The organism is Brevundimonas sp., from assembly GCF_036399195.1.
Classification (GTDB): domain Bacteria; phylum Pseudomonadota; class Alphaproteobacteria; order Caulobacterales; family Caulobacteraceae; genus Brevundimonas.
In genome coordinates this window covers 1-6,222 of the sequence record NZ_DASWNO010000280.1, presented here as the reverse complement: position 1 = coordinate 6,222, position 6,222 = coordinate 1, and the positions used below count along the sequence as shown (strand labels likewise).

Annotated in this window: 6 protein-coding genes and 1 tRNA gene; 3 read left to right on the top strand and 4 right to left on the bottom strand. The window is 70.2% G+C overall.

The features are described from left to right. The coding region (locus tag VGB60_RS12205; RefSeq protein WP_331038524.1) for a gamma-glutamyltransferase family protein at positions 1-1,461 on the bottom strand (1,461 nt) is incomplete at its 3' end. A 187-nt stretch (positions 1,462-1,648) separates the two neighbouring features. Here VGB60_RS12205 and VGB60_RS12200 point away from each other — a divergent pair. Further along, positions 1,649-1,725, top strand: a tRNA-Arg gene (locus VGB60_RS12200). Between the two features lie 229 nt (positions 1,726-1,954). Here VGB60_RS12200 and VGB60_RS12195 read toward each other — a convergent pair. Genes VGB60_RS12195 through VGB60_RS12185 form a run of 3 tightly spaced genes read right to left on the bottom strand, consistent with a single transcriptional unit; the run spans position 1,955 to position 4,139 of the window. Then, the gene (locus tag VGB60_RS12195; protein WP_331038523.1) at positions 1,955-2,971 is read right to left on the bottom strand and encodes a HAMP domain-containing sensor histidine kinase; all 1,017 of its coding nucleotides are present in this window, start codon (positions 2,969-2,971) and stop codon (positions 1,955-1,957) included. Then, complete coding sequence (locus VGB60_RS12190) at positions 2,968-3,747, bottom strand: response regulator (protein ID WP_331038522.1); 780 nt, start codon at positions 3,745-3,747, stop codon at positions 2,968-2,970. Before VGB60_RS12190 ends, VGB60_RS12195 begins: the two co-directional genes overlap by 4 nt. After that, complete coding sequence (locus VGB60_RS12185; RefSeq protein ID WP_331038521.1) at positions 3,744-4,139, bottom strand: hypothetical protein; 396 nt, start codon at positions 4,137-4,139, stop codon at positions 3,744-3,746. Before VGB60_RS12185 ends, VGB60_RS12190 begins: the two co-directional genes overlap by 4 nt. Before the next feature lie 247 nt (positions 4,140-4,386). On the opposite strand from VGB60_RS12185, the gene VGB60_RS12180 reads away from it, so the two are divergent. Next, the gene (locus tag VGB60_RS12180; protein ID WP_331038520.1) at positions 4,387-4,797 is read left to right on the top strand and encodes a hypothetical protein; all 411 of its coding nucleotides are present in this window, start codon (positions 4,387-4,389) and stop codon (positions 4,795-4,797) included. A 48-nt stretch (positions 4,798-4,845) separates the two neighbouring features. Continuing rightward, complete coding sequence (locus tag VGB60_RS12175; protein WP_331038519.1) at positions 4,846-6,159, top strand: TolC family protein; 1,314 nt, start codon at positions 4,846-4,848, stop codon at positions 6,157-6,159. Positions 6,160-6,222: the final 63 nt, after the last annotated feature.

Sequence of the window (6,222 nt, the reverse complement as noted above, 5' to 3'; positions counted from 1 at the left end):
GGGCGACCCTACGGCCCCCACCAGCCGCCCCTGCCGGTCGAGCACGATCACCGGCGCCATCGACGAGCGCGGGCGCTTGCCCGCCGCGACCGCATTGGCCGCCGGGCCGCCGTCAGGCCGGGTCGGCGAGAAGGAGAAGTCGGTCAGCTGGTTGTTGAGGAAGAAGCCCGCCGCCATTCGGCCCGAGCCGAACACGCTCTCGACCGTGGTGGTCATGCTGACGGCGTTCCCTTCAGCGTCAACGATGACGAAGTGAGAGGTGCCGGCGAGCTCCCGCGTCGCGTCGGGTCCGGTCAGGACGCCGCCCGGCGGAACCCCTGCCTCGGCTGAGCCGGTCAGGTCCGGCGCCAGCCGCGCCCGCTCGGCGACGTAGGCCGGGTCCAGCAGCCCCTGCACCGGCACGCCGACAAAGCCCGGATCGCCCACGTAGCGGTCGCGGTCGGCGTACATCAGGCGCTGCAGCTGTCCGAAGGCGGCCCAGGCCTCGGCGCTGTCCGGTCCCTGGCCGACGGCCGGCGTCAGCTCGGCCATGGCCAAGAGCTGCAGCACCGCCACGCCGCTGGAGGGCGGCGGCGGCACGCACACGACGTAGATTCGGTACGGCCGGCACAGGGCCCCACGTTCGATCGGCCGGTAGGCGGCGATGTCGGCCTCGGTCAGCCCGCCGGGCCGCGGGGCCTGCGCCACCGCCGCGGCGATCTCGCGCGCGATGCGGCCCCGATAGAAGCTCCCAGGCCCGCCCTCGGCGAGTTCTGCGAGGGTGCGGGCGTACTCGGGATTGGCAAGCCGGTCCCCGGCGACCAGCCGGGTTCCGTCGGGCTTGGTGAAGTAGGCGTCGGCCCAGCGCGTCCGCGCCTGCCCCCGCGTCGCCGCGACGAAACCGGACAGACGCGGGCTGACGATGAAGCCGTCGGTCGCCAGGCGCCTCGCCTCGCCGAACAGATCGCGCCAGGGCAACGCGCCGTGCGTCTCATGCGCCATCCCCAGCATGGCCACCACCCCAGGCGCGCCGGTCGACCGGCCGCTCAGGATCGCGTCGGCGATCGGCAGCGGGCGACCGTTCTCGAAAAAGAGTTCCGGCGTGGCCGAGGCCGGCGCCGTCTCGCGCCCGTCGTAGCTGGTGACCTCGCCCGTCGCCGCGTCGAACACCATCATGAAGGCGCCGCCGCCCAGACCGGACGACTGCGGCTCGACCAGCCCCAGCACCGCCTGCACCGCGACGGCGGCGTCCACCGCCGAACCGCCGCGGCGCAGCACCTCCAGCCCCGCCTCGACCGCCAGCGGATTGGCGGCGGCCACGAACGGACCGCGCGCGGGCGGAGGCGAGGCCGCCGGGGCGGCGGCCTCGCCTCCGCCCGCGCCTCGCGCCGGAACCGCGCCGCCGCACCCGGTCAAGGCGACGCACGCCGCCGCGAACAGGGCCGTCAGGGCGCGGGGGCCGGGAGGTCGGAATGCGATCATGGAGGAACTCGGCGGGCGTCGGGGAGAGCGACGGGCACACTGCCCCGGCGGCTTGTCGAACGGAACCCCGGTCCGGAGAAACGGGGGGCTCGGGCCGTTGAGGCGGTCGGTCGAAAACCCGCCGCCAAGCCCTTGCCCCCTCATGCCCCTTCGGCTAGATACCCGCCCTCGCCGTTCGCGGCCAAGCGCGCCCGTAGCTCAGCTGGATAGAGCATCAGACTACGAATCTGAGGGTCGGACGTTCGAATCGTTCCGGGCGCGCCAATTTTTCAAACACTTAGCTTTCGAGCTCCATCGCTTTGGTGGCTCTGGGACCCGTATGGGACCCAGAAGTGAGGAATAACAATCTATTGTAATCCCCTTCAGGGACACAATCGGCCCTCAATCGACCGGTTTTCGCCCGGTCTCAGCAACGCGGCGAATCGGGTTTCGGCGGCTATCGGAGGGCGCTGGCGTCGCTTCGACAGCGCCTGCGAACAGTGCGTGAGCGCGGCTAGAAGCCTGCCGCCGACAAGTCGGTCGGATCTTCGAGATCGCCGCCGGGTCCGATCCACAGCCTCGCCGCCAGACCACCCTTGGAGCGGTTTTTCAGATCCAGCCCACCGCCATGCAGTCGGGCCACGGAAGCGGCGATCGCGAGACCGAGGCCCGCGCCGCCCGTCCGACGACTGCGGGAGCGGTCGAGCCGCGCAAACGGCTTGAGGACAGTCTCCAGCTCCGCCGCAGGCACGCCCGGACCTTGGTCTTCCACCACGATGCTGAGCCGCTCGCTCTCGACTTCCAGAGCGAGGCGGGCGACGCCCCCGTATCGGACCGCATTGTCGACCAGATTGCGGACCGCCCTCGTCAGCAGGTCGGGCCTGAGCGTCCACGCGACATCCGGACCCGGCCGGAGTTCGACCGCGGCCCCTTGCGCCGCAAACTCCTCCAGGATGCTCCGCAACAACGCCCTCACATCGACGCGCGACAGAGGTTCGGCGGACCGGCCGGTCCGGGCGAGAGTGAGTATGTCGTCGATCATCCGGTCCATGCCGTCCACCGTCGCGAACAAGGCGGACCGCTGGTCTAGCGGCCTCATGGAAGCCGCCCGGATTCGCATCGACGCGAGCGGCGTGCGCAGATCATGTCCGAGCGCGCCGAGCATCTGGTCCTTCTCATCCAGAAGGGTGGCGATGCGGTCGTTCATTGCGTTGAAGGCCGTGATCGCCCTGCGCATGTCGGGCGGTCCTTCCGGCTCAAGACGCGTCAGCGGCCCGGCGCCTGAAAACCCTTCCGCCGCTGCCGTCAGGCGCTGCAAGGGACGGGTTACCCGGTTGGAGAGCCAAGCTACCGCCGCGAGTAATATCACGAAGATGCAGACGCTCAGCGGGGTCAGTAGATGGTGGGAGCCATGGAGATGTCTCAGCCCTGTGGCGAGAGTCCAATTGAGGAGATGGCCGGCCGCAAAACCGCCGATGGCGATCGCGAGGAGCTGTGCGCGCAGCGACAGGTCCGGTGGCCCGACCCTCACGACCGAACCACCTTGGCGTCGAGCATGTAGCCAGCGCCCCAGACGGTCTTCAGCCACCGCGGGCTGCGGGAGTCCTCCTCCAGCCACCGCCTCAAACGGCTGATCTGGTTGTCGATGCTGCGGTCGAACGGCTCGCCGGCCCCGCTCTGGGTCAGGTCCAGAAGCTGGTCGCGGCTGAGGATACGCCCAGGGCGACACACCAACGCGTGCAGCAAGCGAAATTCGCCGATGCTCAGAAGGCGCGAGTCTCCCCCGGCCCGGCTCAGGCGGCGGGTGTCCGCCTCGAGCGTCCACGGACCGAACAAGTAGCGCTCCGCGCCGGGATCCGGAGGCAGGGCGGGCGCCCGACGGACGCGTCGCAGCACCGTCCTCATCCGCGCGGCGAGCTCTCCCGCGTCGAAGGGCTTGCAGACGTAGTCGTCGGCGCCGAGCTCCAGCCCTGCGATGCGGTCCCTTGTCTCGGTGCGGGCGGTGACCAGGATGACCGGGATGTCTGTCGTCGTTCGAATGAAGCGGGCCAGGGACAGGCCGTCCTCGCCGGGCAGCATGACGTCGAGGATCAGCAGATCGAAAGAGGCGGAAGCGAGGAGGCGTCGCGCGTCCTCCGCGCTTTCGACGGCCGTCACCTGGAAGCTGCTTCTGGACAGGTAGCGGACCAGCGGTTCGCGGATACCGTCCTCATCCTCGACGACCAGGATCCGGGGCAGGACGCGGGCCTGTCGGCCCCCATCCACGCCCCGGACTTCGTAGGGCGAAACGTGAGCCCGTGCACTCAATGCCGGGAGCCGTGCTGCATCGCGGCGCTGACCTCCGCCACGGTCAGACGACCGTCCCGGTCGGCGTCGGCCGCCGCGGCGTGGCGCCCCATCATCTCGCGGAACCGGGCTTGGGACAGCGGGGGCGTCCCGTGCTCCGCCCCGTGGTTCGCCGCGCTTGCGTGATTCGCGGCCGGCATCATGGCATGGAGCGCGCGCAGCTCCTGCGAGGACAGCTGGCCATTCCGGTCCTGGTCGGCCCGGGCGAAGAGCTGGTCGCCATGGGTGCTCAACTCCTGGGGCGAAATCACGCCGTCACGATCCGCATCGAGCGATGACGGATCGAAACCGTGATTCGCTTGGAACGCATGGGCGGCGGTCACCACGCCGAGCGTAGCGAGGCCGATGAGCAACGGTGTCTGGAATCGGAGTTTCATACGCCTTGTCCTCTCGTGGCGCGGAAATGCGCCAAACCAGACCCTGCAGGACAGATGTCGCAGACTTATCCCACAACAGCGAGGTCGCGGCGATGACATTGCGAGGCCGGATGTGTCCGCCCCGAATGCCAGCGCAGGGGCTAGGCAACACTGAACGTCGGGTCGGACGAGCGGCGATTGCCTCTCCCCCACGCGAAAGCTACAGAGCTCTCGGAGCCCTGATTTGCCGGACGTCCTTCGCCACCTCTGCATCGGTCTGTGCGTCGCCGTCCTGGCGGCCATGAACCTGCATGGCCTGTCGGCGTCTCAGCACGAGCTGGGGCATGCCGCCGACTGGCCCGCCGTCGCGCTCACCGACACGGACGACGATCACCATGCGCCCCACGTGCACATGGCGCCGGAAGAGGTTCCGGATGTCGACGCCGATCCTGACAGCGACGGCCCGATACCCGTCGGGCACCACCATCACGGCGGCGGGGATGTCCAGGCGGCTGCGCCCGGCTCGGGCCGGACGCTGATTGCGGCCACGCCTGCGACCTCCGCCGTGTGGCGACCAGGCGTCGATCCGGCCTTGTCGAGCCTGCCGGGCGATGGGCCGGAACACCCTCCCAAACGGATGCGCACGGTCGTCTGAACCGGCGTGGCCGTTCGGCTGCGCGCAACCCGTTTTCCGGAGATACCCTTGAAGACCCCGATCGCCGGCTGCGCCGGATCGTGGGCGCGTTTCGCGGCCGTTTCGGCTGCGGCGCTCTCATTGGCGGCCTCACCGGCCCAATCCGCCCAGGCGCAAGAGCCGACCAACTCCGTCGCAAATGCGCCCACGCTGTCTCTCGAACACGCTCTCGCGCGCGCCGTCGAAGCCGATCCCGGCCTGCCCGGGGCGGAGGCGCGGGCGCGCGCCGGCGACGCCGCTTTGCGCCAGGCTGATGTCCGGCCCAACCCCACCGTCGGCCTGATGGTCGAGAACCTGCCCACGCTCGGCGGCGGAAACATCATGGACCGGACCGAGACCACCCTGTCCTACGAACAGCGGTTCGAACGCGGCGGCGATCGGCCGGCGCGCGTGGCTCTGGCGCGGGGTGAAGCCGCCCTCGTTCGGGCCGAGGCCGCGATCCGGCGGCTTGATCGTTTGGAGCAGGTGCAGCGCGCCTGGGCAGAGGCCTTGGGCGCCGAGGCGGACGTTGAGATCGCTCGCGAACGCCTCGCCCTGGCCGAACGCTTCCAGACCGAAGTGCAGCGTCGGGTCGACATGGCCCGCGACCCCCTGTTCGCCGGCGCCCGCGCCGAGGCCGAACTCGCCCAAGCGCAGATCGACTTCGACCAGGCCGAAATCCAGGCTCGTCTTGCCCGCGCCACGCTGGGACGGTTCTGGATCGGGGCGTCAGACTTTTCCCTCGATCCGGCTGACTTCGAAGACACCAGCGCCGCCCGCGAAGTCGCCGGGGAGGCCGCCGAGATCGACCTCGCGGTGCTGGCCGCGCAGCGCGATGTCGCCCAAGCGAGGGTCAGCGTCGAACAAGCGCGGGCCACGCCCGATGCCACCGTCAGCGTCGGGGTCCGCCACTTCTGGGACGGGCAGGACCTCGGCCTGGTCGTAGGCGGCTCCATCCCGCTCGGTCGCTATGACCGGAACGAGGGCGCCATCGAGCGGGCGAGGTTCGAGGGCGTCGCCGCCCAGGCTGACATGGCGGCGCTTCGGCAGGAACGAGAGCGGGAGATTGCGCGCCTTCAGGTGCTGCTCGCTTCGAGGGCGCTGGAAGCCCGGCGCATCGCCGCCGAGACCCTGCCCCAAGCCGAGCGCGCCGTGGTGCTCGTGCGAGAAGGGTTCGCGCGGGGCGGCTTCACCTACAACGACGTGATCGCGGCCCAGAACGCGCTGCTCGCCACCAAGGCCCGCCGCGTCGCCGTGCTGAAACATTTCCACATCGATCGCGCCCGCCTTGATCGGCTGACCGGCGCGCATGCCGACCTGCTCGGCCTGGAGGCCCGCTCATGATCCGTCTCATCCCATCGCGGCGCGTCATCGCCGCCTCGCTGCTGGCGCTTGCGGTCGGCGTTT